The 26,202-nt window shown below is 65.9% G+C and carries 36 protein-coding genes; 33 read left to right on the forward strand and 3 right to left on the reverse strand.

The features are described from left to right. The first annotated feature begins 53 nt into the window (after positions 1–53). Both ACLFA2_RS12655 and ACLFA2_RS12660 read left to right on the forward strand, forming a co-directional pair. A complete protein-coding gene (locus ACLFA2_RS12655; protein WP_029258219.1) occupies positions 54–1,427 on the forward strand; it encodes an FAD-dependent oxidoreductase in 1,374 nt (457 codons plus the stop codon). A 71-nt stretch (positions 1,428–1,498) separates the two neighbouring features. Further along, positions 1,499–2,506 (forward strand): alpha/beta hydrolase, encoded by a 1,008-nt coding sequence (locus ACLFA2_RS12660; RefSeq protein WP_021201137.1) that lies wholly within the window; start codon positions 1,499–1,501, stop codon positions 2,504–2,506. A gap of 6 nt (positions 2,507–2,512) precedes the next feature. Here the strand turns inward: ACLFA2_RS12660 and ACLFA2_RS12665 are convergent, their stop codons facing one another. The 3 genes from ACLFA2_RS12665 to ACLFA2_RS12675 all read right to left on the reverse strand — a co-directional run bounded on the left by ACLFA2_RS12665 (position 2,513) and on the right by ACLFA2_RS12675 (position 4,534). Next, the gene (locus ACLFA2_RS12665) at positions 2,513–3,145 is read right to left on the reverse strand and encodes a GntR family transcriptional regulator (protein WP_021201136.1); all 633 of its coding nucleotides are present in this window, start codon (positions 3,143–3,145) and stop codon (positions 2,513–2,515) included. A 455-nt stretch (positions 3,146–3,600) separates the two neighbouring features. Then, positions 3,601–4,089 (reverse strand): YajQ family cyclic di-GMP-binding protein, encoded by a 489-nt coding sequence (locus ACLFA2_RS12670; RefSeq protein WP_017829222.1) that lies wholly within the window; start codon positions 4,087–4,089, stop codon positions 3,601–3,603. A 13-nt stretch (positions 4,090–4,102) separates the two neighbouring features. Next, complete coding sequence (locus ACLFA2_RS12675; RefSeq protein WP_322954854.1) at positions 4,103–4,534, reverse strand: hypothetical protein; 432 nt, start codon at positions 4,532–4,534, stop codon at positions 4,103–4,105. Positions 4,535–4,719: 185 nt separating this feature from the next. Between ACLFA2_RS12675 and ACLFA2_RS12680 the strand changes: the two genes are divergently transcribed. From ACLFA2_RS12680 to rplR, 31 genes are all read left to right on the forward strand, one after another. Next, a complete protein-coding gene (locus ACLFA2_RS12680) occupies positions 4,720–5,928 on the forward strand; it encodes a sugar ABC transporter substrate-binding protein (RefSeq protein WP_167255598.1) in 1,209 nt (402 codons plus the stop codon). A 69-nt stretch (positions 5,929–5,997) separates the two neighbouring features. Then, entirely contained in the window at positions 5,998–7,602 is a 1,605-nt protein-coding gene (locus tag ACLFA2_RS12685) for an ABC transporter permease subunit (protein WP_029267387.1), read from the forward strand. A 1-nt stretch (position 7,603) separates the two neighbouring features. Beyond that, a complete protein-coding gene (locus ACLFA2_RS12690) occupies positions 7,604–8,542 on the forward strand; it encodes a sugar ABC transporter permease (RefSeq protein WP_426621420.1) in 939 nt (312 codons plus the stop codon). A 102-nt stretch (positions 8,543–8,644) separates the two neighbouring features. Beyond that, the gene (locus tag ACLFA2_RS12695; protein WP_036271430.1) at positions 8,645–8,977 is read left to right on the forward strand and encodes a PadR family transcriptional regulator; all 333 of its coding nucleotides are present in this window, start codon (positions 8,645–8,647) and stop codon (positions 8,975–8,977) included. After that, positions 8,974–9,627 (forward strand): HAAS signaling domain-containing protein, encoded by a 654-nt coding sequence (locus ACLFA2_RS12700; RefSeq protein WP_029258213.1) that lies wholly within the window; start codon positions 8,974–8,976, stop codon positions 9,625–9,627. The genes ACLFA2_RS12695 and ACLFA2_RS12700 overlap by 4 nt, the downstream gene beginning before the upstream one ends. A 70-nt stretch (positions 9,628–9,697) precedes the next feature. Beyond that, the gene (locus tag ACLFA2_RS12705) at positions 9,698–9,850 is read left to right on the forward strand and encodes a hypothetical protein (RefSeq protein WP_021201129.1); all 153 of its coding nucleotides are present in this window, start codon (positions 9,698–9,700) and stop codon (positions 9,848–9,850) included. Positions 9,851–9,985: 135 nt separating this feature from the next. Continuing rightward, positions 9,986–11,017, forward strand: coding sequence for a hypothetical protein (locus ACLFA2_RS12710; protein ID WP_021201128.1), 1,032 nt, complete (start codon positions 9,986–9,988; stop codon positions 11,015–11,017). Positions 11,018–11,085: 68 nt separating this feature from the next. Further along, positions 11,086–11,517, forward strand: coding sequence for a hypothetical protein (locus ACLFA2_RS12715; RefSeq protein ID WP_031207980.1), 432 nt, complete (start codon positions 11,086–11,088; stop codon positions 11,515–11,517). Between the two features lie 81 nt (positions 11,518–11,598). Then, positions 11,599–12,246: a hypothetical protein gene (locus tag ACLFA2_RS12720; RefSeq protein ID WP_029258210.1), complete on the forward strand. Its 648-nt coding sequence runs from the start codon at positions 11,599–11,601 to the stop codon at positions 12,244–12,246. A 232-nt stretch (positions 12,247–12,478) separates the two neighbouring features. After that, complete coding sequence (rpsL, locus tag ACLFA2_RS12725; RefSeq protein WP_017201609.1) at positions 12,479–12,847, forward strand: 30S ribosomal protein S12; 369 nt, start codon at positions 12,479–12,481, stop codon at positions 12,845–12,847. A 5-nt stretch (positions 12,848–12,852) separates the two neighbouring features. Further along, a complete protein-coding gene (rpsG, locus tag ACLFA2_RS12730; RefSeq protein WP_426621421.1) occupies positions 12,853–13,323 on the forward strand; it encodes a 30S ribosomal protein S7 in 471 nt (156 codons plus the stop codon). A gap of 87 nt (positions 13,324–13,410) precedes the next feature. After that, complete coding sequence (gene fusA, locus ACLFA2_RS12735; RefSeq protein ID WP_021201125.1) at positions 13,411–15,525, forward strand: elongation factor G; 2,115 nt, start codon at positions 13,411–13,413, stop codon at positions 15,523–15,525. Positions 15,526–15,675: 150 nt separating this feature from the next. Continuing rightward, on the forward strand, positions 15,676–16,866 hold the full coding sequence (gene tuf, locus ACLFA2_RS12740) for an elongation factor Tu (RefSeq protein ID WP_017829210.1): 1,191 nt from the start codon (positions 15,676–15,678) through the stop codon (positions 16,864–16,866). Positions 16,867–17,049: 183 nt separating this feature from the next. Next, entirely contained in the window at positions 17,050–17,262 is a 213-nt protein-coding gene (locus ACLFA2_RS12745; RefSeq protein ID WP_021201124.1) for a hypothetical protein, read from the forward strand. Between the two features lie 846 nt (positions 17,263–18,108). Next, positions 18,109–18,417 (forward strand): 30S ribosomal protein S10, encoded by a 309-nt coding sequence (gene rpsJ / locus ACLFA2_RS12750; RefSeq protein WP_017201594.1) that lies wholly within the window; start codon positions 18,109–18,111, stop codon positions 18,415–18,417. 8 nt (positions 18,418–18,425) lie between these two features. Continuing rightward, complete coding sequence (rplC, locus tag ACLFA2_RS12755; protein WP_021201123.1) at positions 18,426–19,085, forward strand: 50S ribosomal protein L3; 660 nt, start codon at positions 18,426–18,428, stop codon at positions 19,083–19,085. Between the two features lie 2 nt (positions 19,086–19,087). Beyond that, the gene (rplD, locus tag ACLFA2_RS12760) at positions 19,088–19,750 is read left to right on the forward strand and encodes a 50S ribosomal protein L4 (protein WP_426621422.1); all 663 of its coding nucleotides are present in this window, start codon (positions 19,088–19,090) and stop codon (positions 19,748–19,750) included. Then, on the forward strand, positions 19,747–20,070 hold the full coding sequence (rplW, locus tag ACLFA2_RS12765; protein WP_017829206.1) for a 50S ribosomal protein L23: 324 nt from the start codon (positions 19,747–19,749) through the stop codon (positions 20,068–20,070). The genes rplD and rplW overlap by 4 nt, the downstream gene beginning before the upstream one ends. Positions 20,071–20,090: 20 nt before the next feature. Then, positions 20,091–20,930 (forward strand): 50S ribosomal protein L2, encoded by an 840-nt coding sequence (rplB, locus tag ACLFA2_RS12770; protein ID WP_017201590.1) that lies wholly within the window; start codon positions 20,091–20,093, stop codon positions 20,928–20,930. A gap of 12 nt (positions 20,931–20,942) precedes the next feature. Next, a complete protein-coding gene (gene rpsS / locus ACLFA2_RS12775) occupies positions 20,943–21,224 on the forward strand; it encodes a 30S ribosomal protein S19 (protein ID WP_017829205.1) in 282 nt (93 codons plus the stop codon). Beyond that, positions 21,224–21,622 carry a 50S ribosomal protein L22 gene (rplV, locus tag ACLFA2_RS12780; RefSeq protein ID WP_021201121.1) on the forward strand — a complete coding sequence of 133 codons (399 nt, stop codon included), beginning with the start codon at positions 21,224–21,226 and terminating at the stop codon, positions 21,620–21,622. The genes rpsS and rplV overlap by 1 nt, the downstream gene beginning before the upstream one ends. Next, the gene (gene rpsC / locus ACLFA2_RS12785; protein WP_017201587.1) at positions 21,622–22,377 is read left to right on the forward strand and encodes a 30S ribosomal protein S3; all 756 of its coding nucleotides are present in this window, start codon (positions 21,622–21,624) and stop codon (positions 22,375–22,377) included. Before rplV ends, rpsC begins: the two co-directional genes overlap by 1 nt. Further along, the gene (gene rplP / locus ACLFA2_RS12790; protein ID WP_017829203.1) at positions 22,377–22,796 is read left to right on the forward strand and encodes a 50S ribosomal protein L16; all 420 of its coding nucleotides are present in this window, start codon (positions 22,377–22,379) and stop codon (positions 22,794–22,796) included. Before rpsC ends, rplP begins: the two co-directional genes overlap by 1 nt. Continuing rightward, positions 22,796–23,113: a 50S ribosomal protein L29 gene (gene rpmC, locus ACLFA2_RS12795; RefSeq protein WP_017829202.1), complete on the forward strand. Its 318-nt coding sequence runs from the start codon at positions 22,796–22,798 to the stop codon at positions 23,111–23,113. The genes rplP and rpmC overlap by 1 nt, the downstream gene beginning before the upstream one ends. After that, entirely contained in the window at positions 23,113–23,445 is a 333-nt protein-coding gene (rpsQ, locus tag ACLFA2_RS12800) for a 30S ribosomal protein S17 (protein ID WP_021201120.1), read from the forward strand. Before rpmC ends, rpsQ begins: the two co-directional genes overlap by 1 nt. Continuing rightward, positions 23,442–23,810: a 50S ribosomal protein L14 gene (gene rplN, locus ACLFA2_RS12805; RefSeq protein WP_017201583.1), complete on the forward strand. Its 369-nt coding sequence runs from the start codon at positions 23,442–23,444 to the stop codon at positions 23,808–23,810. Before rpsQ ends, rplN begins: the two co-directional genes overlap by 4 nt. 2 nt (positions 23,811–23,812) lie before the next feature. After that, positions 23,813–24,172: a 50S ribosomal protein L24 gene (gene rplX, locus ACLFA2_RS12810; RefSeq protein ID WP_021201119.1), complete on the forward strand. Its 360-nt coding sequence runs from the start codon at positions 23,813–23,815 to the stop codon at positions 24,170–24,172. After that, on the forward strand, positions 24,172–24,762 hold the full coding sequence (gene rplE, locus ACLFA2_RS12815) for a 50S ribosomal protein L5 (RefSeq protein ID WP_021201118.1): 591 nt from the start codon (positions 24,172–24,174) through the stop codon (positions 24,760–24,762). Before rplX ends, rplE begins: the two co-directional genes overlap by 1 nt. A gap of 132 nt (positions 24,763–24,894) precedes the next feature. Next, a complete protein-coding gene (gene rpsH, locus ACLFA2_RS12820; protein WP_021201117.1) occupies positions 24,895–25,293 on the forward strand; it encodes a 30S ribosomal protein S8 in 399 nt (132 codons plus the stop codon). Positions 25,294–25,299: 6 nt separating this feature from the next. After that, positions 25,300–25,836 carry a 50S ribosomal protein L6 gene (gene rplF / locus ACLFA2_RS12825; RefSeq protein WP_017829197.1) on the forward strand — a complete coding sequence of 179 codons (537 nt, stop codon included), beginning with the start codon at positions 25,300–25,302 and terminating at the stop codon, positions 25,834–25,836. Between the two features lie 2 nt (positions 25,837–25,838). Then, positions 25,839–26,198 carry a 50S ribosomal protein L18 gene (gene rplR, locus ACLFA2_RS12830; protein WP_017201578.1) on the forward strand — a complete coding sequence of 120 codons (360 nt, stop codon included), beginning with the start codon at positions 25,839–25,841 and terminating at the stop codon, positions 26,196–26,198. The last annotated feature ends 4 nt before the right edge of the window (positions 26,199–26,202 follow it).

Genomic DNA, 26,202 nt, shown 5'->3' on the forward strand with positions numbered 1-26,202 from the left:
GCGGCCCTTCGGGCCGCGGGCACCGGCTGCGACGGCATACGAAAGGACCTCCCATGACCAAGCTCAGACTGGCCATCGTCGGTGCGGGCCCCGCCGGCATCTACGCGGCAGACATCCTGCTGAAGGCGGAGCGCAAGTTCGACGTCTCGATCGACCTCTTCGAACAACTCCCCGCGCCGTACGGACTGGTGCGCTACGGCGTCGCCCCTGACCACCCCCGCATCAAGGGCATCATCACCGCCCTTCGCGACGTGCTGGACCGCGGTGACATCCGCCTGTTCGGCAACGTACGCTTCGGCGAGGACATCACCCTCGAAGACCTCAAGAAGCACTACAACGCGGTGATCTTCGCGACCGGTGCGATCCGTGACACCTCGCTCGACATCCCCGGCATCGATGCCGTCGCCTCGTACGGGGCGGCGGACTACGTCAGCTGGTTCGACGGCCACCCCGACGTGCCGCGTGAATGGCCGCTCGACGCCGCTTCCGTCGGCGTGCTCGGCAACGGCAACGTCGCGCTCGACGTGGCCCGCATGCTGGCCAAGCACGCGGAGGACCTGCTCGTCACCGAGGTGCCGGCCAACGTCTACGAGGGCCTCAAGGCCAGCGAGATCACGGATGTGCACGTGTTCGGGCGGCGGGGGCCGGCGCAGGTCAAGTTCACCCCGCTCGAACTGCGCGAGCTCGGCGAGCTGCGCGACGTCGACATGGTCGTCTACGACGAGGACTTCGACTACGACGACGCCGCCAAAGACGCGGTCGCCAGCAACAAGCAGGTCATGGTCATCGATCGCATCCTGCAGTCGTGGCGCAAACGGGATTCGGTCAACAACGCCGGAGGCACGGCATCGCGCCGTCTGCATCTGCACTTCTGGGCGAAGCCGGTCGAGGTCCGCAAGGACGAGAACGGTCGCGTCGCGGCTCTCGTGTACGAGCGCACCCGGCCCGACGGCCAGGGTGGCGCGGTCGGCACCGGCGAGTTGCGCGAGGTGCCCCTGCAGGCTCTCTACCGTGCCATCGGCTACTTCGGATCCCCGCTTCCCGGCGTTCCGTTCGACAAGAAGCACGGGGTGATCCCGAACCGCGAGGGCCAGGTCCTCGCGAAGGACTCGAACGACCGCGTGCCCGGCATCTACGCGACCGGATGGATCAAGCGCGGCCCGGTCGGGCTGATCGGGCACACGAAGTCCGATGCGATGGAGACCGTGCGCCACATCATCAACGATCAGGGTTCCTGGTGGCACCCGGAGGACCCCTCGGAGGAGGCGATCGTCGAACTCCTGCAGGAGCGCGGTGTGCGCTGGACCGACCTCGATGGCTGGCACCGCCTCGACGAGCACGAGATCGCTCTCGGCGCCCCGGAGGAGCGCGCCCGCGTGAAGGTGGTCCCGCGCGACGAGATGGTCCGCGTCTCGCGCGGCGAATAGCGCGGTCGCGGTCGGCCTTCCCCCGAGCGGTCGCGCTCTCGGCTAGCCTGGCGACGACGGGGGAGGAACGCATGGCCGAGTGGATCCCTGATGTCCTGGGCGACGAGTTCGAGCAGCTGACACTCGATCTCGGCACGGACGATCAGGGCCCCGTGGTGGCGACTCTGGTGCGTGCGCTGCCGAAGAGGCCCGGTCTGTGGGCGCGGGCGAGCGGCAATCGTCCGCCTCTCGACGGAGTCGATGTGCTGTACGTGCACGGCTGGTCCGACTACTTCTTCCAGAAGCGGCTCGCTCGATTCTGGACGTCTCGGGGGGCCCGCTTCTTCGCCCTCGACCTGCGCAAGTACGGTCGCAGCCTCCGCGACGGGCAGACCCCGGGCTACATCGCCGACCTCGCCATCTACGACGAGGACATCGGGGCGGCGCTGGATGGGATGGGTCGAGGTGAGGGCGGCCTCGAATCCGATCGACGACTCGTTCTTCTCGGGCATTCCACGGGCGGCCTGACGTTGAGCCTGTGGGCTTCCCGGCATCCGGGCGCGGCCGACGCGGTGATCCTCAACAGCCCCTGGCTGGAATTCCAGTTCGCGCCGGCGAGGGCCGCGATCGCGCCGATGGTCGAGCTGCAGGCGCGTATCCGGCCGATGGAGGCCGCACCGCAGATCGACCTCGGCTTCTACACCCGCGCGCAGCAGGAGGTCGCCGATCCCGACGACCCGATGGAGGTCAACCCGGTGTGGCGCCCCGCGCAGACCATGGCGGTGTACGCGGGGTGGCTGCACGCCGTGCTCTCCGGGCACAAGACGGTGGCCGCGGGGCTGTCGATCACCGCACCGGTATGTGTGCTGCTCTCGGCACGATTCGTGCCGCCGACGCGCTGGTCGAACGATCTCACCTCCGCCGACTCGGTGCTGGTGGTCGACGACATCGCGCGTGCGGCACTCCGCCTCGGTCCCAGTGTGACCGTCGAGCGCATCGACGGCGCGCTCCACGACGTCTTCCTCTCCCGACACGACGCGCGGGAGGACGCCTACCGGCGCTTGGACAGATGGGTCACGGGTTGGCGCGCGGCGCTGTGACGGGGCTCACAGGTAGTACATCGCCCTGACCAGGCGTTCGGCTCCATCGCCGTCGGCATCGCGCACGGCGTCGCGGAAATCGTCGTAGACCTGCCCCATCCGCGCCCGATCGGACGCGGGAACCACCCAGTCCCGAAGGTTGCGGAAAAGCACCATGCTCGCATCGTCGATCAGTGTGCGATGCTGCTCGTTGCCGCTGTGCGAGCCCAGGTACGAGAACACGGCCCAACGGGCGCCGGAGGTCGTCGCCAGGTCGTCCAATGACGCATTCATCGCGGCGACGAGCGTGATGACATGCTCGCGCTGAGCCGCCGTGAGCCTCGGCACCGCCAGTCGCGCCGCGATTCCGGCCTGATACCCCGCGAACTCGAGCGACTGCGCCATCGTCTCGGGCGTCACCGCCGTGACCTCGGTGTACCGGCTCGGGTACATCGTGACCATTCCCAGTCGCTCCAGGCGCTGAAGCGCCTCTCGAACAGGTGTGCGCGACACATGCAGCTCTTCGGCGACGTCGACATCGCGGATGCGCTCACCCTCTGCCAACGTGCCGTCGATGATCTGCCTTCCGATGTGGTGGAAGACCTCCTCGGCCAAGAGCTGCTTGCTCTCTCCGATGTTCGTCGATCCGATACTCGCCATGGACCTGCCCCCAGTTGTCCTTCTGATCCCGAGCGCCCCATGATTCGCCCGGGAGGGCAACTACATCATGAAGTCGCATCGGATGCCAACAGCCCCACCCGAGTCCGCGAACCGCGTGGGGGCGCGCAGCGTGACTCAGGTGGGCTCTTCTTACTTGCGGTCTTCTTGCTCGCGGTTCCGTGGCCGGCGGATGCAGGGCATCCGCCGGCCACCGAAGACGCGAGCGCATGGAACTGCCGCGGCCTCGTCCCCACGAGGGCAAGCTCGCAATCCCGAGATCGCGTAGCCCTACGACGGCAGTGCGTCATGCGGCGTTCGCGTCATCGGTCGCATTGAGTCGACCACTCCCAGTCTTGGGCACCGCAACCCATATATCGGTATGCAATCCAACAATGACGAGAGAGGGGGCCGAGTGCGCTGCACCCGACCCCCTCCCCGCGACGTGTCGCGGGGGCTTACCGGTAGTTGATGAACTGCAAGTCGAGATCGAGGTCGGCACCCTTGAGCAGTGCGATGACCGACTGCAGGTCGTCTCGGCTCTTGGACTGCACGCGCAGCTCGTCGCCCTGGATCTGGCTCTTGACTCCCTTGGGGCCTTCGTCGCGGATGATCTTGTTGATCTTCTTCGCGTTCTCCGAGGAGATGCCGTCCTTGAGTGTCGAGACGATGCGGAACTCCTTGCCGCTGGCGAACGGGTCGCCCGACTCGAGGCTCTTCAAGGAGATGCCCCGCTTGATGAGCTTGGACTGGAACACGTCGAGCACGGCCTTGGCCCGCTCCTCGGTGTTCGCGATGATGAGGATGCTCTCGCCGCTCCAGGCGATCGACGCACCGGTGCCCTTGAAGTCGTAGCGCTGCTCGATTTCCTTGCGGGCCTGGTTCAGGGCGTTCTCCGCCTCCTGGTGGTCGACCTTCGAGACGATGTCAAATGAACTGTCAGCCATGGTTTCATCCTACTCAGGGGCTCAGCGCGTACACATTGTCGGAGATCCGGGTGGCTCCGTCCGGGGTGGGGTAGTCGTCCGGAACGGTCACGAAATGGCCGGCGGGGCCGCTCATCTCGACGGGGCCGCCTTCGCTGCCGCACCCCATGATCCCTGCGGTCTCGTCCCGATAGGCGAGTATGCAGACAGAGCCCTGATCCACCCCGCGCAACAGCCAGAGCGAGCTGCCGGAATGCTCGCCGACGTACCGCGCCGACGAAAGGTCGGCGATGTCTGCGGGGTCCTGCTCGATGAACGCGTCCGGAAGGGCGTCTGCGCCTTCGGCTTCACGGTCCAGAACGGCGTAGCCGGTGGCGAACGCGGTGCACCCGCTGAGGACAGCAGCGGAGAACGCCAGGACGATCCCTGCCGTCATCCGCGCGATGCGAAGCGAACCATCAGCCATGTCGGCAGTCTACGGGGCGACCTCTTCTCCGCAGGTGGAAGCGTTTTCACACCTGACGGCCACCCTTCTCTCGGTCACGGGTTGATATCGACGCCCACTCTCATTGCAAACGGCGTCGATTTCGATGCATACTGTAAGCGCTTGCAGTCCTTGCAGGTGATCAGCACTGAGAGAGGCACACACCAATGAAGGTGAACAAGAGGGGCATCGTCGCCGCGGGCGCGATCGCCATCGTTTCGACTCTGACGCTTGCCGGCTGCTCCACGGGGACCAGCAGCGACGACACCTCGGGCTCCGACGACAGCGGGAAGCTGGTCGTCTGGGTCGATGCCGAGCGCGTCGATGCACTGCAGGGCGCGGCAGACGCCTACCAGGAGAAGACCGGCGTCAAGGTCGAGCTCACGGGCAAGTCGGTCGACGACATGAAGGACGACTTCATCCAGCAGGTCCCTACCGGCAAGGGCCCCGACATCGTCATGGGCGCGCACGACTGGCTGGGTGAGCTCTCCACGAACGGAGTGGTCGCGCCGATCGAGCTGGGTGACAGCTCCGAGGACTACCTCCCCGTCGCCCTGCAGGCCGCCACCTACGATGGCACCGTCTACATGCTTCCGTACGCCGTCGAGAACATCGCGGTGCTGCGCAACGCCGATCTCGTTCCCGCCGCCGCGACCAGCTTCGACGACATGGTCTCGAAGGGCACGTTCGTCGTGGAGCAGGGCACCGAGGGCAACCCGTACCACCTGTATCCGTTCCAGACCGCTTTCGGGGCCCCGGTGTTCGGCACCGATGACACCGGCAGCTACGACTCCACCGACCTCCAGCTGGGCAGTGAGGGCGGCTTCGCGTTCGCCGACTGGCTGGGCGCGCAGGGCGCAGCGGGCGTGCTGAACACCGACGTCGACGGCGAGATCGCCAAGCAGCAGTTCCTCGACGGCACCGCGGCCTTCTGGCTGACCGGTCCGTGGAACGTGGGCGCGGCCACCGACGCGGGCATCAACGTCGCGATCGACCCGATCCCGAGCCCGACCGGTGAGACCGCCTCGCCGTTCGCCGGCGTCAAGGGCTTCTTCGTGAGCTCCGAGTCGAAGAACAAGGTCGCGGCGAACGACTTCCTCGTCAACTACATCGGCACCGAAGACGTGCAGCTCGAGCTGTTCAAGGCCGGCAACATCCTGCCCGCCCTGACCGCCGCAGCCGACACCGCCGCCGCCGATCCGATCATCGCCGGATTCCAGGCCGTCGGCGCCGACGCCGTCCCGATGCCCGCCATCCCGGCCATGGGCGCGGTCTGGCAGTACTGGGGCGTGGCCGAGGCCGCGATCATCAACGGCGAGGACCCGACGACGACGTGGCAGAAGCTCGTCGACGACGTGACCGCCGCGATCAAGTAACAGCCAGAACACTGACTCTGCCGGGGTGGGCGTCTTCGTCCGCCCCGGCAGGATCATGACGAGGACGACATGACAGACACCGACGAGCGCACAGCTCCTCCGACCAGACGCCAGCGCCAGGCCGCGAAGATCGCGGAGGCCGCGTCCGGACCCATCGGCTGGATGCTGCTGAAGATCCTCCTGCTGGCGGTGGTCGACGCGATCGCGCTGTATGCGGCCTTCGTGCTCTTCGCCCATCAGGAATGGGTGATCCTCGGCGTCGTCGTCGTGGTCGCCGTCCTCGTCAACTACATCTACTTCTCCCGCAAGCGCATCGCGGCGAAGTACCTCACGCCTGGCATCATCTTCCTGGTCGTGTTCCAGGTCTTCACCCTGCTCTACACCGGTTACATCGGGTTCACGAACTACGGCACGGGTCACAACGGGACCAAGGACCAGGCGATCTCCTCGCTCCTCGCCTCGGCCCAGGAGCGGGTCGAGGATTCGCCGACCTACCCCGTCACGGTGGTCGAGCAGTTCGGCACCTACGGGCTGCTCGCGACCGATCCGGAGTCCGGCGACGCGCTGCTCGGCACCGCGGAGCAGCCCCTGGAAGAGGTCGACGCCCGGTTCGAGGGCGGGAAGGCCGTCGCGGTCGATGGCTGGACCACGCTCCCGCTCGCGACCGTCTTCACCCTCTCCGAAGAGCTGGAGAAGCTCTCGGTCCCCTTCAGTGATGATCCGAACGACGGCAGCCTGCGGGCTCCCGACGGGCAGAAGGGCTATCTGTACGTCTCGACGCTCGAATACGACGAGGCCGCGGACACCATCACCGACACCACCACCGGCACCGTGTACGCGGACACCGGTGACGGAGCCTTCACGGCCGAAGGCGGAGAGCAGCTCCTCCCCGGATGGCAGACGACGGTCGGGTTCGACAACTTCGTGCGCGCGGTGACCGACTCGTCGATCCGCGGGCCGCTCATCTCGGTCACGTTGTGGACCTTCGCGTTCGCGCTGATCTCTGTCGCGACGACGTTCTTCCTCGGACTCCTGCTCGCGCTCGTCTTCAACAACACCCGCATGCGATTCCGCAACGGATACCGGATCATCCTCATCCTCCCGTACGCGTTCCCCGCGTTCCTCTCCGCGCTGGTCTGGGCCGGGATGATGAACGAGAGCTTCGGCTTCATCAACCAGGTGATCTTCGGCGGGGCCGCGATCCCGTGGCTCACCGACCCGGTGCTCGCGAAGGTGTCTGTGCTGCTGGTGAACCTGTGGCTCGGCTTCCCTTACATGTTCCTCGTCTGCATGGGCGCCCTGCAGGGCATCCCCGAGGATGTGAACGAAGCCGCGGTGATGGACGGCGCGAACCCGTGGCAGGTCTTCCGGCGGATCAAGCTGCCGCTGCTGCTGGTCACCGTCGCGCCGCTGTTGATCTCGTCGTTCGCGTTCAACTTCAACAACTTCAACCTGATCTACATGCTCACCAATGGCGGTCCGCGCTTCAGCGACGTGTCGATCCCCGTCGGGCACACCGACATCCTGATCTCGATGGTCTACAAGGTCGCCTTCACGGGGCAGACGCGCGACTACGGTCTGGCGTCGGCCTTCACGATCCTGATCTTCATCGTGGTGGCCACGATCTCGATCATCAGCTTCCGCAAGACCAAGGCCCTCGAGGAGCTGAACTGACATGAGCACCCACAGCCCCACCACCGGGCGATCCGCCGACACTCGCTCCACCGACGACCTGCAGAACCTCGCTCCGCGGCGCCGCAGCTTCGGCGCGTGGTTCGCCGACACCGGATGGCGACACCTCGTCGCGATCGTCGTGAGCGCCTTCGCCCTGTTCCCGCTGCTCTACGTCGTCTCCGCTTCGCTGAACCCGAAGGGGACGCTGACGGGCTCGAACCAGCTCTTCTCCGCGATCGGTATCGACAGCTACGTGCGCATCCTGAGCGACCCGCAGAACCCGTACGGCACCTGGTTCCTCAACACGCTGCTGATCGCCGTCGTCACCGGCGCGGTCACCGTCTTCATCGGCGCCTGCGCCGCATATGCCTTCTCGCGCATGCGGTTCGCCGGGCGACGGGTCGGTCTCGTCACGATCGTCGTCGTGCAGATGTTCCCGCAGCTGCTCGCCGTGGTCGCGATCTTCCTGCTCATGTCGACGCTGGGGGACTGGTTCCCCGCCATCGGTCTCAACACGCACACCGGGCTGATCCTGGTGTACCTCGGTGGAGCGCTCGGCGTGAACACCTACCTGATGTACGGCTTCTTCAACACCATTCCGAAGGAGATCGACGAGGCGGCCCGGATCGACGGCGCCGGTCATGCGCGCATCTTCTTCACGATCATCCTGCGTCTGGTCGCCCCCATCCTCGCAGTGGTCGGCCTGCTGTCGTTCATCGGCACCGTGAACGAGTACGTGATCGCGAGTGTCATGCTCGTTGACGTGGATCGGCAGACGCTGGTCGTCGGACTCACCAAGCTCGTTGCCAACCCGCGGTATGCAGACTGGTCCGCGTTCTCGGCCGGCGCCGTGATGGCCGCGATCCCGGTGATGATCCTGTTCCTCTTCCTGCAGAAGTACATCGTGGGCGGGCTGACGGCAGGCGCGACGAAGGGCTGATGGCACGGGCGGTCGTCCCTTCGGTGGCGACCGCCGTCCCTCCCCAGGTCCTCCTCTCCCCGGCGCTTCCGCTCACTTGTCTCGCATGCTACCTTGTCATGCATGACAGCGGACGTCGGCGCCCAGATGCGCAAGGGCGTGGTCGAGTACTGCGTGCTCGGTCTGCTCGCGCGTGAGCCGATGTACGGCTGGCAGCTGGCCGACGCACTCACCGGCGCGGGATTGATCGCCAGTATCGGGACGCTGTACCCGCTGCTCGGGCGGCTGAAGGACAACGGCTGGGTCACTACCTTCGACCAGCCCTCCGGAAGCGGTCCGGTGCGCAAGTACTACCGGCTCACCGCCAGCGGGACCGATCAGCTCGAGCGGTTCCGTGCGCAGTGGACACCATTCGCCCGTGTCGTCACGGGCATCGTCGGAGAGGGACGACCATGACAGAGCTCACCGCAGACGACCTCCGTGCGGATTACCTCGCGCGGCTCGACGAGGCCATGCGCAACCTGCCGCACGGTGTCGCGAGCGACATCCGTGCCGGCATCCTCGAAGAGCTGCAGGGACTCGACGCCGAAGCGACGGCGGCGCGCATCGCGCATCTCGGCGATCCGGTCGTGATCGCGGATGAAGCCCAGGCGGAGGTGCCCTCGGCGACGATCGTCGGTGCTCCCACGATCGCCGCAGCGCCCACACCCCGTCCGCCCGCGACATCGACGAGAGGGTTCGCGATCGCTGCGGCGCTCACGTTGAGCTTCGGAGGTATCGTGGTGCCCGTGGTCGGCTGGTTCGTCGGCGCCGCGCTCGTGAGCGCGAGTGCACTCTGGAGGGCCTGGGAGAAGGCGATCGCTATCGTCGTGCCGTTCGTCGTCACCGGCATCTCGTTCCTCACGGTCTCGACGCTGACGGCCCTCGCCTCGTCGGAGACGGGAAGCAGCTCCTCGGGGACCGGGACGCCCCCGGAGGTTGCCGCCGTCAACCCCCTCGTCCCCGGCGTGGGGGAGTGGCACGTCCTCATCCTCCTCGGGTTCCTCCTCGTCCCCCTCTCGGGGCTGTGGCTGCTGTGGCGACTTCGCGGGCGCACCGCAGGATGACAGGTGCTGCCGTTGCCGGATATCGGCGTTGCTCCGCAGCCTGTCGGGGCTTCGGCCGTAACGTGGAGCCATGGCACGGGTGGGGGGACGCAACCTCGGGATGAGCTGGTTCGCCGGGATCGTGTGCGTCGGCATCATCGGGGCTCTCGTGTGGCTGTCCCTGCCGATGGTCCCCGTGCTCGCGCAGTTCGCGGGCGATGCGCTGCGCAGCGCGCTCCCCTGAACCCGCGTCACGACGACCGGTCCTCGCGGATGCCGACGCGTCTCCGCGTATGACGACACGTCGGCACGCCTCCGCGAGCGGTCGTTCGCGCGGAGGTACCCTCGCAGTGCACGTATCCGATGAGAGGCGCACCCCATGAGTGACCCCAACGTTCCCCAGCCCGAGAAGCCGGCTGACGTTGACGACGTCGTCGGCAGTGCGAACGAAGGCCTGGACGCCGCTGCGGCTGCGGGTGCTGGCGTTCCCGGCAACAACGACGGCGTGAACGACGGCATCGATCAGAAGCCCGTCGCAACGCCGGTCGACCCCGACCTCGCCGCTTTCGAAGAGGCCGAGCGTGATCACCCCGGTACGTTCGCCTCCCCGCCGCCGGCCGTGACGCCTGCTCCGGTCGCTCCGTCGCGCGACTACGCCGACGAGGTCAGGGCTCAGGCCGACGCCGAGACCACCTCGTTCTACCCCGAGCCCGTCGTGGGCGAGCCCGTCCCGTTCGGCCACGAGCAGTCGGGGATGGCCGGTGCGGCGTACGCCCAGTACGGCGATGAGGTCGAGACGCGCGTCGTCCCGTCGGAGCCGCTCGTCGCCGCTGCCGCCGCACAGCCGCAGCCCATCTTCGTCCAGGCGCCTGAACCGCCCCGTGACCGCGGCAACCGCGGCACCGCGGGAGCCATCGGACTCCTGGCGACACTCGTCTTCGCGGTGCTCTACCTGGGGGCTGCGCTCGGACTCGGTGCCATCGCCGGAGATGTGACCGGCGAGAACATCGGCCAGACCGCGATCGCACCCCTGATGACATGGGGGTTCTGGACGCCCGTCGTCGTGTTCTTCCTCGGATTCTGGCTGCTGGGTGCGGTCATCAACCGTGGACGCTGGGGCCTCTGGGTCGTCTTCGGCCTCATCGTCGGCGTCATCGCGTATGGGGGCCACATCCTCGGGCAGCTCTTCGAAGCTCCGTTCTGGAAGCTCAGCGCCAGCCAGGGACTCGACCTCGTCGGGGAGCAGATGCTCGCCCCGCTCGCGATCGCGGCCTTCGTGTTCGCCCGCGAGCTGACCATCTGGTTCGGTGCCTGGGTCGCCCGAAGCGGTGCTCGCAAGACCGAGCTGAATGCCGAGGCGCAGCGCGAGTACGAGCGCACGCTCGAGGCCGGCCCGACGTTGTCGAGGTAATCACGAACTCCACCACGCCGAACCCCCGGGGACCCGAGTCCGCGGGGGTTTCGGCCATCCTGGCGGTGGTGCTCGCCACCATCAGCTTCTTCGCGCTCGCGGTGTTCGGGCTCGGCGCCGTGAGCATCGCCACCGACACGGACATCATCGCGGTCCCCGATCTCGGCCAGACCCCTGGCGTGCTCGGCATGATCGCGGCTGTCGTCTCGTTCGCGCTCGTGCTGTGGTCCACTCTGCGTCGACCGCATCCGTCGTATGTCGCCACGATCGCGATCGCGCTGGTCGCCGGCCTCGTCCATCTGATCGCGGTATGGGTCGCCGTCCTCGTCGGCGCCGGGAGCATCGTGCTCGCGACAGCGGTCGCCGGCGGTCTCGTGCGAGGCGGCGCGAGCGCCGTCCTCGTGCTGGCGGGCCTGATCGCCGGATGGGGTGGGATCGCGCTGCGTCGCACGCGCGCCGAGCATCCGCGTTGGCCGTGGGAGCGCGACGAAGAGGAATGACGTCCGAGCGATCCTCCCTCCGCGCCCCGCCGGGACCGGGAAATCGCGACGGTGACGGGCGACGCGCCGTACTCTGGTGGGGTGGAGCGCTCGTTGGAGACGCAGGTGGACCAGGCCGTGGAGGCATGGTTGCGCTGGGTGCCGCGCTGGGAGCCGGCAACCCATCGTGGTCGCGTCGCGCCATGCCGCCGGTGCCTCGGATCGCCGATCCTCTCCGCAGCCGGTATTGGTGCCAACGTGCCGCACGGCGTGCAGCACGGCCTCTCGACGCGTATCAAGACCATCGTCGATCACGCTGTCGCGGAGTACACGGCGCGGAATCTGCCGATGCTGCAGCGCGAGCTGGATCAGCAGGCTGCGCGGAACCGCGCCCGCAGCTACCGCCCGGCCGAGGACCTCGATCCCGAGTTCGACGGGCTGCCCCTCGATCCGGATCCGGTGCCCGGAGCACCGTTCCTGTTCACGATCGCGGGGCTCGCAGACGAATCCGCCGCCGCGCTGCCCGCGCTGCCCCCGCTCACGGAGGAGGCGAAGATCGCCCTCCGCCAGGAGGTCGCCCTCGCCGACGAGTACGCCAACATGGTCGGCCGCGAGATCTGCGGGATCCTGTTGCGTCATCGCATACATATCCAGGCCGCGATCTCTCAGCACGTCGAACCGCAGATCGAGGCACTGCTGGCTGAGCTGACCGAATCGCTGGACTCGCCGTTCGATCCCGATCTGCCCTGATCCTGCACTCGGGCCGCGCGGCCGGAGTTGCGCTCATTTGACCGCTACGTTACGCGGCATTACACTTGATCAGGTGTGTGCACGCCTCCGCGTGTGCGCTGGGCGCCGGCACCATGCCGGTCCGCCCCCACGGCATACCCATCACACCAAAAGCTCGTCGGTTCCGGCGTGCCGGTGGGTCATGATGTGAAACCCATCACGCTGTCACCGTGCAGCACTATGAGGAGAGAACGTGCCAACCATTCAGCAGTTGGTTCGCAAGGGTCGCTCGCCCAAGGTCACCAAGACCAAGGCGCCGGCGCTCAAGTCGAACCCGCAGCAGGCCGGGGTCTGCACCCGCGTCTACACCACCACCCCGAAGAAGCCGAACTCGGCGATGCGCAAGGTCGCTCGTGTGAAGCTCCGCAACGGCACCGAGGTCACCGCGTACATCCCCGGTGAGGGTCACAACCTGCAGGAGCACTCGCTCGTGCTCGTGCGTGGCGGTCGTGTCAAGGACCTCCCCGGTGTGCGTTACAAGATCGTCCGTGGCGCCCTGGACACCCAGGCAGTCAAGAACCGTAAGCAGGCTCGTTCCCGCTACGGCGCGAAGAAGGGTTGAGTTAGATGCCTCGTAAGGGACCCGCCCCGAAGCGCCCCGTCGCCAACGACCCGGTATACGGCGCACCCATTGTCACCTCGCTGGTGAACAAGATCCTCGTCGACGGCAAGAAGTCGCTGGCCGAGTCGATCGTCTACGGCGCCCTCCGCGGCGTCGAGGCGAAGAACGGTCAGGACGCCGTCGCCACGCTGAAGAAGGCGCTCGACAACGTGCGCCCGACCCTCGAGGTCCGCAGCCGCCGCGTCGGTGGCTCGACCTACCAGGTGCCGGTCGAGGTCAAGCCTCACCGCGCCAACACGCTCGCTCTGCGCTGGCTCGTGAGCTACGCGAAGGGCCGTCGTGAGAAGACGATGACCGAGCGTCTGCAGAACGAGATCCTCGACGCATCCAACGGCCTGGGTGCCGCGGTCAAGCGCCGCGAGGACACGCACAAGATGGCCGAGTCGAACCGCGCGTTCGCTCACTACCGCTGGTAAACAGCTTCGCCCGCCCCTCGGCCACTCGCCGCGGGGCGGGCACCCCCTCTTCGCAGTACGACTGCTCGAAAAGATAAGGACACTCCTGTGGCACAAGACGTGCTCACGGACCTGAGCAAGGTCCGCAACATCGGCATCATGGCGCACATCGATGCCGGCAAGACCACGACGACCGAGCGCATCCTGTTCTACACGGGCGTCAACCACAAGCTCGGTGAGACGCACGATGGCGCTTCGACCACCGACTGGATGGAGCAGGAGAAGGAGCGCGGCATCACGATCACGTCTGCCGCCGTGACCTGCTACTGGAACAAGAACCAGATCAACATCATCGACACCCCCGGCCACGTGGACTTCACGGTCGAGGTGGAGCGCTCGCTCCGCGTGCTCGACGGTGCGGTCGCCGTGTTCGACGGCAAGGAGGGCGTCGAGCCCCAGTCCGAGACCGTCTGGCGTCAGGCCGACAAGTACAACGTCCCGCGCATCTGCTTCGTCAACAAGATGGACAAGCTCGGCGCCGACTTCTACTTCACTGTCGACACCATCATCAACCGCCTCGGCGCCAAGCCGCTCGTGATCCAGCTGCCCATCGGCGCGGAGAGCGACTTCATCGGCGTCGTCGACCTGATCGAGATGCGTGCACTGGTCTGGGCCGGAGACGCCAAGGGTGATGTCACCATGGGCGCCTCCTACGAGATCCAGGAGATCCCGGAGGACCTCAAGGAGAAGGCAGCGGAGTACCGCCAGCAGCTCCTCGAGACCGTCGCCGAGACCGACGACGCGCTGCTCGAGAAGTTCTTCGGTGGCGAGGAGCTCACGGTCGCCGAGATCAAGGGTGCGATCCGCAAGCTGACCGTCGCCAGCGAGATCTACCCGGTGCTCTGCGGTTCCGCGTTCAAGAACCGTGGCGTCCAGCCGATGCTCGACGCGGTCGTCGACTACCTCCCGAACCCGCTCGACGTGGGCTCGATCGAGGCGCACGACCCGAAGGACTACGACACGATCATCGAGCGTCACCCCGACGCCAATGACCCGTTCGCCGCCCTCGCGTTCAAGGTCGCCGTGCACCCGTTCTTCGGTCGCCTCACCTACGTGCGCGTCTACTCGGGTCACCTGGACTCCGGTTCTGCGGTCGTCAACTCGACCAAGAACAAGAAGGAGCGCATCGGGAAGATCTTCCAGATGCACGCCAACAAGGAGATCCCGGTTCCCTCGGTCACCGCCGGAAACATCTACGCGGTCATCGGCCTCAAGGACACCACCACGGGTGACACCCTCACCGACCCGACGGCTCCGGTCGTCCTCGAGTCGATGACGTTCCCCGAGCCCGTCATCGAGGTCGCGATCGAGCCGAAGACCAAGGCCGACCAGGAGAAGCTGGGTGTCGCCATCCAGAAGCTCGCTGAAGAGGACCCGACCTTCCGCACGGAGCTCAACCCCGAGACCGGTCAGACGACCATCAAGGGCATGGGCGAGCTGCACCTCGACATCCTCGTGGACCGCATGAAGCGCGAGTTCAACGTCGAGGCCAACGTCGGCAAGCCGCAGGTGGCGTACCGCGAGACGATCCGCAAGACCGTCGAGAAGCACGACTACACGCACAAGAAGCAGACCGGTGGTTCTGGACAGTTCGCAAAGATCCAGTTCACCATCGAGCCGCTCGACCTCGACTCCGAGAAGACCTACGAGTTCGTGAACGCCGTCACCGGTGGTCGCATCCCTCGTGAGTACATCGGCTCGATCGACGCCGGTTTCCAGGACGCGATGAACGTCGGGGTGCTCGCGGGCTACCCGATGGTCGGCGTCAAGGCGACCATCGTCGATGGTGCAGCGCACGACGTCGACTCCTCGGAGATGGCGTTCAAGATCGCGGGCTCCATGGGCTTCAAGGAGGCCGCTCGTCGTGCCAACCCCGTGCTGCTCGAGCCGCTGATGGCCGTCGAGGTCCGTACTCCCGAGGAGTACATGGGCGACGTCATCGGCGACCTGAACTCGCGTCGTGGCCAGATCCAGTCGATGGAAGACGCCGCAGGCGTCAAGGTCGTCCGCGCTCAGGTCCCGCTGTCCGAGATGTTCGGCTACATCGGCGACCTGCGCTCGAAGACCTCGGGCCGCGCCGTCTACTCGATGGAGTTCCACAGCTACGCTGAGGTTCCCCGCGCAGTGGCCGACGAGATCGTCCAGAAGACCAAGGGCGAGTAATCGTCCTTCTGGGAGCCGGACCCCGGTCCGGCTCCCAGGACACCTACAACTTCACATTCCCTCTCTACTAAACTGAGAACCTAACCCGTAGAGAACCGGTCGCAAACCAGTGCCCGGTCACCTCTACAACGACGTCCTGAGGAGGACCCAGTGGCTAAGGCCAAGTTCGAGCGGACCAAGCCGCACGTCAACATCGGAACGATCGGTCACGTCGACCACGGCAAGACCACGCTCTCCGCAGCGATCTCGAAGGTGCTTGCTGACAAGTACCCGTCCGACACCAACGTGCAGCGTGACTTCGCTTCCATCGACTCGGCGCCGGAAGAGCGCCAGCGTGGTATCACCATCAACATCTCGCACATCGAGTACGAGACCCCGAAGCGCCACTACGCGCACGTTGACGCTCCCGGCCACGCCGACTACGTCAAGAACATGATCACCGGTGCGGCTCAGATGGACGGCGCGATCCTCGTGGTCGCCGCCACCGACGGCCCCATGGCTCAGACGCGTGAGCACGTGCTGCTCGCCAAGCAGGTCGGCGTTCCGTACCTGCTGGTCGCGCTGAACAAGTCCGACATGGTCGACGACGAGGAGATCCTGGAGCTCGTCGAGCTCGAGGTCCGCGAGCTGCTCGCCGGCCAGGGCTTCGACGAGGACGCTCCTGTCGTCCGCGTCTCCGCTCTCAAGGCCCTCGAGGGCGACGAGAAGTGGACCCAGGCGATCCTGGACCTGATGCAGGCTGTCGACGACAGCGTTCCGGACCCGGAGCGTGACCGTGACAAGCCGTTCCTGATGCCCGTCGAGGACGTCTTCACGATCACCGGTCGTGGAACCGTCGTCACGGGTCGCGCCGAGCGTGGCACGCTGGCCATCAACTCCGAGGTCGAGATCGTCGGACTCCGTCCGACCGTCAAGACCACGGTCACGGGTATCGAGATGTTCCACAAGCAGCTCGACGAGGCCTGGGCCGGCGAGAACTGTGGTCTGCTGCTCCGCGGCACCAAGCGTGAGGACGTCGAGCGCGGTCAGGTCATCGTCAAGCCGGGTTCGGTCACGCCGCACACCGACTTCGAGGGCACCGCGTACATCCTGTCTAAGGACGAGGGTGGCCGTCACAACCCGTTCTACACGAACTACCGCCCGCAGTTCTACTTCCGCACCACCGACGTCACCGGCGTCATCTCGCTGCCCGAGGGCACCGAGATGGTCATGCCCGGCGACACCACCGACATGACGGTCGAGCTGATCCAGCCGATCGCCATGGAGGAGGGCCTTGGCTTCGCCATCCGTGAGGGTGGACGCACCGTCGGCGCCGGTACGGTCACGAAGATCATCAAGTAAGCATCTGCTTCCTCGCAAAGGGGTCGGACCTTCGGGTCCGACCCCTTTGTCGTCGATGCCGCCCTGTGGGGCGCGGTGCTGTCGTAGACCCGGGACGCGAGGGTTCCGTTTGCCGGGGTGGACATGCACAATGAGTGTGGTCGGCTCGATCGGTCGGCGGCACACCTTCAGAAGGGGAATCACATGGGCATCGAAGACGCCGTGAACAAGGGCAAGGATCTGTACGAGCAGAACAAGGACAAGATCGCCGAGGCCGTCAAGAGCGAGCAGGCCGAGGACATCAGCGACAAGGTGCTCGACGGCGTCGCGGACTTCGCCAAGAAGATCGCCCCCGGTGCCGCGGACAAGATCGATGAGATCCGCGACGGCGCTGACAAGGCCGTCGGCAACGAGTAAGAAAGACCGCAAGCCCTGAGCGGCGATCCACCACCTGTGGGTCGCCGCTCGTGCGTGCTGGAGGGGCGGCGTCCGTGCCGGAATGTCGTCGGATGTGGCGCATTCACGGTTGTATCCAGTAGGATCGTTTCGACCGCCTGGGGATCTTGCGGTCGGGGGAGCCGAAGGGGTTCGGTTTCCCGAAGCACGCGGAGTTCCGCGTACAAACTGGGGATATGCGATCTTGGGGATCATCGTGCGACGCGCGCACTCATTGCGCCTGAGCGTCACCCCGCCTGCGCGGCGGGTCTTCCGCCGCGCCCTCGGTCGAGGAGTTCGGCGTCCCTTCACGCCGGGCTACTCGCGTTCGGTGTGCCCCCTCGCACTGAACGCCCTCCCCAAGCGGGGCGAGGCATGGGGATGCCTCGCCCCGCTATCTCCCGCACTCTGACCTGTTCACGCACCGTCTGGAGTCGCGTTCGACGGACCGCGACACGCCCGGGTTTGCACAAGTGAAATCAGCCGTGGCAGAATAGACAGGTTCGATATTCCGTCGCCGCTGTGCGTGCGTCGGATCACTGCCAGGGCAGTGCATAGACGGCGCCTCCTCCGGGACGGTGCAGGGTTCTAGGCCGCGGGTAGCAGAACACACCCCGACACCCTTCTTCACGAAGGCTTCCGCCGTGCGCGGCGGAAGGTCGGCATCCGGTCGCCTCACGGCTTCCGGCTGACAGAAGAACAGTGGTGCAGCAGATCGACTCGCGAGGGTCGTTCTCGTGCCGAGGCGCGAACAGCGCCGACGTGCGTCCAATGCCCCAGGGCCACCCGGTCCCGGTCGGTAAGACGCTTAAAGAGAGAGAGCAGACAATGGCGGGACAGAAGATCCGCATTCGCCTGAAGTCGTATGACCACGAGGTCATCGACACGTCCGCACGCAAGATCGTCGACACCGTGACCCGTGCGGGCGCAACCGTCGTCGGCCCCGTGCCCCTTCCGACCGAGAAGAACGTCGTGTGCGTCATCCGGTCGCCGCACAAGTACAAGGACAGCCGCGAGCACTTCGAGATGCGCACCCACAAGCGTCTGATCGACATCGTCGACCCGACGCCCAAGGCCGTCGACTCGCTGATGCGTCTCGACCTGCCGGCCGATGTCAACATCGAGATCAAGCTCTGAGGTTCGACATGGCTGACATCAACTCCAAGGTTTCCAAGGGCATGCTGGGCACGAAGCTCGGCATGACCCAGGTGTGGAACGAGAGCGGCAAGCTCGTTCCCGTCACCGTCATCGAGCTGGCACCCAACGTGGTCACCCAGGTCCGCACGCCCGAGAAGGACGGCTACAACGCCGTGCAGATCGCGTACGGCCAGATCGACCCCCGCAAGGTCAACAAGCCGCTCTCCGCTCACTTCGAGGCAGCCGGCGTCACGCCGCGTCGTCACGTCACCGAGATCCGCACCGCGGACGCCGGCGACTACAACCTGGGCCAGGAGCTCACGGTCGACGGCACCTTCGAAGCGGGCCAGCTCGTCGACGTCGTCGGCACGAGCAAGGGCAAGGGCTTCGCCGGTGTCATGAAGCGTCACAACTTCAAGGGCGTCTCGGCTTCGCACGGTTCGCACCGCAACCACCGCAAGCCCGGCTCGATCGGCGCATCGTCGACCCCGAGCCGCGTCTTCAAGGGCATGCGCATGGCCGGCCGTATGGGTGGCGAGCGCGTGACCGTCCTCAACCTCACGGTGCACTCCATCGACATCGAGAAGGGACTCATGCTCGTCAAGGGCGCAGTCCCCGGTGCTCGTGGCCGCATCGTCTATGTCCGCAACGCAGTGAAGGGTGCCTGATCATGGCTGACTCCACTCTCGCGCTCGACGTCCTCAAGGCAGACGGCAAGAAGGCAGGCTCGATCGAGCTTCCCGCCGCGCTGTTCGACGCCAAGACGAACATCCCGCTCATCCACCAGGTCGTCGTCGCGCAGCTCGCGGCGGCTCGCCAGGGCACGCACTCGACCAAGCGTCGTGGCGAGGTCTCGGGTGCCGGTCGCAAGCCCTTCAAGCAGAAGGGCACGGGTAACGCCCGTCAGGGTTCCATCCGCGCGCCGCACATGACCGGTGGTGGCATCGTGCACGGCCCCAAGCCGCGCGACTACTCGCAGCGCACCCCCAAGAAGATGATCGCCGCCGCCCTGCTGGGCGCGCTCAGCGACCGCTTCCGCGGTGACCGCATCCACGCCATCGAGTCCTTCGGGATCGACGGAACGCCTTCGACCAAGACCACGGTGAACTTCCTCACCAACGTCGTCTCGTCGAAGAACGTGCTCGTCGTGATCGAGCGCAACGACGACGTGACGCTGAAGAGCATCCGCAACCTGTCGAACCTGCACGTGCTGACGTTCGACCAGCTCAACGCATACGACGTGCTCGTCTCCGACGACATCGTCTTCACCCAGGCCGCGCTCGAGGGCTTCATCGCCTCCAAGTCCGGCGCCAACCAGGAGGTCTCCGCATGAGCGAGCAGGCATCTGTTCTCCAGACGGCCCTGAACAAGGACCCGCGCGACATCATCCTGAAGCCGGTCGTGTCCGAGAAGAGCTACGGTCTCATCGATGAAGGCAAGTACACCTTCCTCGTCGACCCGCGCGCTTCGAAGACCGAGATCAAGCTCGCCATCGAGAAGATCTTCGGCGTCAAGGTCGCAGGGGTCAACACCCTCAACCGCGTCGGCAAGGCACGCCGCACCCGCTTCGGCACCGGCAAGCGCAAGGACACCAAGCGCGCCATCGTCACCCTGAAGTCGGGCACCATCGACATCTTCACGGCAATCGGCTGATCCGGGGGATAAGGACAATAATGGCTATTCGCAAGTACAAGCCCACGACCCCGGGCCGTCGCGGCTCGTCGGTGGCTGACTTCGCCGAGATCACTCGATCGACGCCGGAGAAGTCGCTGCTGCGCCCGCTCTCGAAGACCGGTGGTCGCAACAACCAGGGCCGCATCACGACCCGTCACATCGGTGGTGGCCACAAGCGCCAGTACCGTGTCATCGACTTCCGTCGTAACGACAAGGACGGCGTCAACGCCAAGGTCGCTCACATCGAGTACGACCCCAACCGCACCGCGCGCATCGCGCTGCTGCACTACTTCGACGGTGAGAAGCGCTACATCCTCGCTCCGGCGAAGCTGAAGCAGGGCGACATCGTCGAGTCGGGTGCCGGGGCTGACATCAAGCCGGGCAACAACCTCCCGCTGAAGAACATCCCCACGGGTACCGTCATCCACGCGATCGAGCTCCGCCCCGGCGGCGGCGCGAAGATGGCACGTTCGGCCGGTGCATCCGTCCGTCTCGTCGCCAAGGACGGCCCCTACGCCCAGCTGCGTCTGCCCTCGGGCGAGATCCGCAACGTCGATGCGCGCTGCCGCGCGACCATCGGCGAGGTCGGCAACGCCGAGCAGTCGAACATCAACTGGGGTAAGGCCGGCCGCATGCGCTGGAAGGGCGTCCGCCCGACCGTGCGTGGTGTCGCGATGAACCCGGTCGACCACCCGCACGGTGGTGGTGAGGGTAAGACCTCCGGTGGTCGTCACCCCGTCTCCCCGTGGGGCCAGGCTGAGGGTCGTACCCGTCATGCCAACAAGGAAAGCGACAAGTACATCGTGCGTCGTCGTAACGCCGGCAAGAAGCGTAAGTAGGAGTAAGAGAAGATGCCTCGCAGTCTTAAGAAGGGCCCCTTCGTCGACGATCACCTGCTTCGCAAGGTGGTCGTGCAGAACGAAGCCGGCACCAAGAACGTCATCAAGACCTGGTCCCGTCGGTCCATGATCATCCCGGCCATGCTGGGTCACACGATCGCGGTCCACGACGGACGCAAGCACATCCCTGTGTTCGTGTCCGAGACCATGGTCGGTCACAAGTTGGGCGAGTTCGCGCCCACCCGCACCTTCCGCGGCCACGAGAAGGACGACAAGAAGGGGCGGCGCCGCTAATGGTCGAATCGATCGCACGCGTGCGACACATCCGCGTGACCCCTCAGAAGGCTCGTCGTGTCGTCGCGCTCATCAAGGGCAAGCAGGCACAGGAAGCTCTCGCGATCCTCAAGTTCGCACAGCAGAGCGCCAGCGAACCGATCTACAAGCTTGTCGCGTCGGCCATGGCCAACGCGCAGGTGAAGGCGGATCGCGACGGCGAGTTCCTCGACGAGCAGGACCTGTACGTGGCCAACGCGTACGTCGACGAGGGCACCACGCTCAAGCGTTTCCAGCCCCGTGCTCAGGGTCGCGCTTTCCAGATCAAGAAGCGCACGAGCCACATCACGGTCGTGCTCTCGACGCCTGAGGCAGCTCCGGCCGCCACGGGCGACAGCAACAAGAAGGCGAGCAAGTAATGGGACAGAAGGTAAACCCGTACGGCTTCCGTCTCGGCATCACGACGGACCACGTCTCGCGTTGGTTCTCTGACTCGACGAAGCCGGGTCAGCGCTACGCCGACTACGTCGCCGAGGACATCAAGATCCGTAACCTGCTCAAGACGCAGCTCGACCGCGCCGGTGTCTCGAACATCGAGATCGAGCGCACCCGTGACCGCGTCCGCGTCGACATCCACACCGCCCGTCCGGGCATCGTGATCGGTCGTCGTGGGGCCGAGGCGGAGCGCATTCGCGGCGACCTCGAGAAGCTCTCGGGCAAGCAGATCCAGCTGAACATCCTCGAGGTCAAGAACCCCGAGGCTGACGCTCAGCTGGTCGCACAGGGCATCGCCGAGCAGCTCTCTGCTCGTGTGGCGTTCCGTCGTGCGATGCGCAAGGGTCTGCAGGGCGCGCAGCGCGCCGGCGCCAAGGGCATCCGCATCCAGGTCTCCGGCCGCCTCGGCGGCGCCGAGATGAGCCGTTCGGAGTTCTACCGCGAGGGTCGTGTGCCGCTGCACACGCTGCGCGCGAACATCGACTACGGCTTCTACGAGGCGAAGACCACCTTCGGCCGCATCGGCGTGAAGGTCTGGATCTACAAGGGCGACCTGACCGCGAAGGAGCTCGCTCGCGAGCAGGCCAACGCACCCAAGGCTCGTCGTGACGACCGTGGTGGCGACCGCCGCCGTGCCCCGCGCAACGAGGCACCTGTCGCAGAAGGAGCGTCGGCATAATGCTCATCCCCCGTAAGGTCAAGTTCCGCAAGCAGCACCACCCGGGTCGCTCGGGTCAGGCCACCGGCGGCACGAAGGTCTCCTTCGGCGAGTACGGTATCCAGGCCCTCACGCCCGCTTACGTGACGAACCGTCAGATCGAGTCCGCTCGTATCGCGATGACCCGTCACATCAAGCGTGGTGGAAAGGTGTGGATCAACATCTACCCCGACCGTCCGCTCACGAAGAAGCCTGCCGAAACCCGCATGGGTTCCGGTAAGGGTTCCCCCGAGTGGTGGGTCGCCAACGTCAAGCCGGGCCGTGTCCTCTTCGAGGTCGCGGGTGTCGACGAGGAGCTCGCACGCGAAGCTCTGACCCGTGCAATTCACAAGCTGCCGCTCAAGGCACGCATCATCAAGCGCGAGGAGGGCGACGCGTAATGGCGATCGGCACCAAGGAGCTCGCCCCGGCAGAGCTCGACACATTCGAAGACCAGCGCCTCGTCGAGGAGCTGCGCAAGGCCAAGGAGGAGCTGTTCAACCTCCGTTTCCAGTCGGCCACGGGCCAGCTGGAGAGCCACGGCCGCATCCGCGCCGTCAAGCGCGACATCGCGCGCCTCTACACCGTGATCCGCGAACGCGAGCTGGGCATCCGTGCGACGCCCGCTCCGGTCGAGGCTCCGGCCAAGAAGGCGACCAAGTCGAAGGCGAAGAAGGCGGACTCCGCCGACGACGCCGTGAAGGAAGAGGCTGAGTGATGGCCACCAAGAAGGAAGCGACTGTGGAGACGCAGGCCGCAGGACACGAGTCGTCCGAGCACGACGTCCGCGACTCCGCTGCCCGCGGTTACCGCAAGGCACGTCGCGGCTACGTCGTCAGCGACAAGATGGACAAGACCATCGTGGTCGAGGTCGAGGACCGCGTGAAGCACCCGCTTTACGGCAAGGTCATCCGCCGCACCTCGAAGGTCAAGGCGCACGATGAGGCGAACTCCGCCGGCATCGGCGACCTGGTCCTGATCAACGAGACCCGCCCGCTGAGCGCCACGAAGCGCTGGCGCCTGGTGGAGATTCTGGAGAAGGCCAAGTGATCCAGCAGGAATCCCGACTCAAGGTCGCCGACAACACCGGCGCCAAGGAGCTGCTCACCATCCGTGTTCTCGGTGGCTCGAAGCGCCGTTACGCGGGACTCGGCGACACCATCGTCGCGACCGTCAAGGACGCGATCCCCGGTGGCAACGTCAAGAAGGGCGATGTCGTCAAGGCGGTCATCGTCCGCACCAAGAAGGAGGTCCGTCGTCCGGACGGCTCCTACATCAAGTTCGACGAGAACGCCGCAGTGATCCTGAAGAACGACGGGGAGCCCCGCGGCACCCGTATCTTCGGGCCGGTCGGTCGTGAGCTTCGCGACAAGAAGTTCATGAAGATCGTCTCGCTGGCGCCGGAGGTCATCTAATCATGGCGAAGATCAAGAAGGGTGACCTGGTTCAGGTCATCACCGGTGCCACGCAGGAGCGTGGCGGCGACCGCGGCAAGCAGGGCAAGGTCCTCGACGTCCTTTCCGACAAGAACCGCGTCATCGTCGAAGGCGTGAACTACGTCACCAAGCACACCCGCGTCGGCCAGACGCAGCGTGGCACCAAGACCGGAGGCATCGAGACCGTCGAAGCCTCCATCCACATCTCGAACGTCGCACTCGTCGACCCCTCGACCAAGAAGCCGACCAAGGTCGGCCACCGGGTCGAGGAGCAGACCAAGGACGGCGTCAAGCGCACCGTCCGCGTGCGCTACGCGAAGAAGAGCGGTAAGGACCTCTGATGAGCACCGACACTGCCGCGCCGGCTGGCAAGATCCAGCCGCGCCTGAAGCAGAAGTACAACACCGAGATCAAGAAGGCGATGCAGGACGAGTTCGGTTACGCGAACGTCATGCAGATCCCCGGACTGGTCAAGGTCGTCGTGAACACCGGTGTCGGCGAGGCAGCTCGCGACAGCAAGGTGATCGATGGCGCGGTCGACGATCTCACCAAGATCACCGGCCAGAAGCCGATCGTCACGAAGGCTCGCAAGTCCATCGCGCAGTTCAAGCTGCGCGAGGGTCAGGCCATCGGCGCGCACGTCACCCTCCGTGGTGACCGCGCGTGGGAGTTCGTGGATCGCCTCGTCTCGCTCGCACTGCCCCGTATCCGCGACTTCCGCGGTCTCTCGGGCAAGCAGTTCGACGGCAACGGCAACTACACCTTCGGTCTCCAGGAGCAGAGCGTGTTCCACGAGATCGATCAGGACAAGATCGACCGGGTTCGCGGTTTCGACATCACCGTCGTCACCACCGCGAAGACGGATGAAGAGGGCCGGGCACTGCTCCGTCACCTCGGATTCCCGTTCCGCTCGGAAGACGCACAGGCGTAACACCCTCGACGGGCTCAGTGGTCTCGTGTCACTGAGCCCGTCGATGTGCACGTACAATTGAAAATTGCGTGTCATCGCAGGCCGTCTGTCGTGTAACGGCAGCCGGAACCTCATGAACAAAGGAAATCAACAATGACAATGACAGACCCGGTCGCAGATCTGCTGACCCGTCTGCGCAACGCGAACTCGGCGCACCACGATTCCGTGACCCTGCCGTCGAGCAAGCTCAAGACGCACATCGCTCAGATCCTCCAGCAGGAGGGCTACATCGCCGGCTGGGAGACCTCTGACGCCCGCGTCGGACAGAACCTCACGCTGACGCTGAAGTACGGTCCCAACCGTGAGCGCTCCATCGCTGGCATCAAGCGCGTCTCGAAGCCCGGTCTCCGCGTCTACGCGAAGTCGACCGAGCTTCCCACGGTCCTCGGCGGCCTTGGCGTGGCGATCCTGTCCACCTCCTCCGGTCTTCTCACCGACCGTCAGGCAGAGCAGAAGGGCGTGGGCGGAGAAGTTCTCGCCTACGTGTGGTAATTCGAAATGTCGCGTATTGGACGACTTCCCATCGACGTTCCCGCGGGCGTGACCGTTTCGGTCGACGGCCGCGAGGTCGCGGTGAAGGGCCCCAAGGGTGAACTCACCCTCACGGTGGCCAGCCCCATCGAGGTCGCGGTCGAGGAGAACCAGGTTCTGGTCTCCCGTCCCGACGACGAGCGCGAGTCGCGGTCGCTTCACGGCCTGACCCGCACGCTCATCAACAACAACATCATCGGCGTGACCCAGGGCTACACCAAGGGTCTCGAGGTCGTCGGCACCGGTTACCGCGTGCAGCAGAAGGGCAGCTCGGTCGAGTTCGCCCTCGGCTTCTCGCACCCGGTCCTGATCGACCCGCCCGCCGGCATCACGCTCACGGTCGAGGGCACCACCAAGCTCACCGTCAGCGGGATCGACAAGCAGGCTGTCGGCGAGGCAGCTGCCAACATCCGCAAGATCCGCAAGCCCGAGCCGTACAAGGGCAAGGGTGTGCGCTACGCCGGCGAGAACGTGCGTCGCAAGGCCGGAAAGAGTGGTAAGTAACCATGGCTCTCAAGTCAAAGTCTGACGCCCGCGCGCGTCGTCACGCCCGCCTTCGCAAGAAGGTCGTCGGCACCGAGGCGCGTCCGCGTCTCGTCGTCAACCGCTCGGCCCGCCACGTCTTCGTGCAGCTGGTCGACGACAGCAAGGGTCACACCGTGGCGTCGGCTTCGACGCTCGAGACCGACCTGCGCTCGCTCGAGGGTGACAAGACCGCCAAGGCCCGCAAGGTCGGCGAGCTCCTCGCCGAGCGTGCGAAGGCTGCCGGCGTTTCCGAGGCAGTGTTCGACCGTGGCGGCAACCGCTACGCCGGTCGTGTCGCCGCCATCGCCGACGGCGCCCGCGAGGGGGGTCTGGCACTGTGAGTGA

The organism is Microbacterium sp. As-52 (assembly GCF_049949185.1).
GTDB classification, from domain to species: domain Bacteria; phylum Actinomycetota; class Actinomycetes; order Actinomycetales; family Microbacteriaceae; genus Microbacterium; species Microbacterium maritypicum_A.